Source organism: Streptomyces sp. bgisy159 (assembly GCF_057707805.1).
This window is the reverse complement of sequence record NZ_JBYIQX010000118.1, coordinates 1-1,393: the sequence shown is the minus strand read 5'-3', so window position 1 is coordinate 1,393 and position 1,393 is coordinate 1. Positions and strand designations below refer to the sequence as shown.

Genomic DNA, 1,393 nt, shown 5'->3' with positions numbered 1-1,393 from the left:
CGCGGGCAACGTCCGCACCACGGGCGGTGACGTCCACTCCAAGTTCCAGGGGCTGTCGGCGTTCTACCACGCGCCGGAGGCCGAGCAGCTGTTCGCGACGACGAAGCCGGTGCAGGAGCGTGCGAACGATTTCGCGACGGATCTGGAGACCGTCTCCTCGGCCCTCTCCTCCTACGCCACCGAGATCCGTCCTTTGGTGCAGAAGCTGAAGGACCTGAAGCTGAAGGCCCAGACGTTCGTCGCGTCGGTGAAGGACGATGACGAGTGGGACTACGACGAGGACAAGGTCGAGGAGCACAACCAGCTCCGGGACGACATCACCGCGACGGTGGCGGCGTTCTGGGCGGCGGAGCGGACCTGTCACAACAAGATCACCGGGATCTGGGGCGGGACCCAGATGGTGGCGGGGGACGGGTCGGAGCGCAAGGACCAGTACGGTTTCAACGCCGAGGACATGAAGAACGCCAAGCTTCCCTGGGGTGACCCGGTGGAGGAGCGGCACCACTGGTACGAGGCGGGTCACTGGATCAAGTCGTTCGTGTGGGACGGCCTGATCGTGGACGGGATCTGGGGCACGATCAAGGGCCTGGGCACGCTGGTGGGCTTCGGTGGCTGGGAGGCGATGGGCCAGGCGTGGAAGGGCCTGGCGCAGCTCGCGACCGGTCTGGCGATCAGCGCCATCCCGGGTGTGGGGACGGCGTTCTGGCTGCTGCCGGATGACAAGCTGCCGTCCTGGATCCGTGACTCGCGTACGGCGATGAAGGAGACCGGCAAGGCGCTGGTGGCGTGGGACGAGTGGGGCAAGAACCCCGGCCGCGCGGCCGGCGCCGTCACCTTCAACGTGCTGACGACCGTGTTCACGGGTGGCGCCGGTGCCGGGGTCTCGGGTGCGGGCAAGGCGGGCGCGGTCGCGAAGGTGCTCTCGGCTGCGGGCAAGGCGGGCAAGGTCATCGACCCGATGACGTATGTCGCCAAGGGCGCGGGCGCGGGTCTGTCGAAGATCGGCGACATCAGCGCCGCGCTCAAGGGCGTCGGCAACATCGAGATCCCGAAGCTGCCGGACAACGCGATCACCCTCCCGGAGGGTGCGTTCAAGCTCCCGGACGGCACGGTGCACCTGCCCGAGGGCACGGCGATCCCGGAGGGCGCGACGAAACTGCCCGACGGGAACATCAAGCTGCCCGACGATGTGCCGGCGGTGCCGGAGGGCTCGGTCAAGCTGCCCACGGACGAGGGCGCGCCGGCGCGGTACTACGACCCGGCCGGCAACCTCCTCGACGAGCGGGGCAATGTCCTGCAGAAGGCCCCCGACGCCCCGGGCGACGCGGCGGGCCGGCCCGGCACGGGTACTCCGCCTGCCGGTTCGGACCTGCCCCGGGTCGACTCGCCGGTC

1 pseudogene is annotated in these 1,393 nt (G+C 69.5%); it reads left to right on the top strand.

Features of this window, described 5'->3' with window-relative positions:
- Positions 1-1,393: pseudogene (locus tag AC3ET3_RS36065) on the top strand (hypothetical protein); the annotation flags it as partial.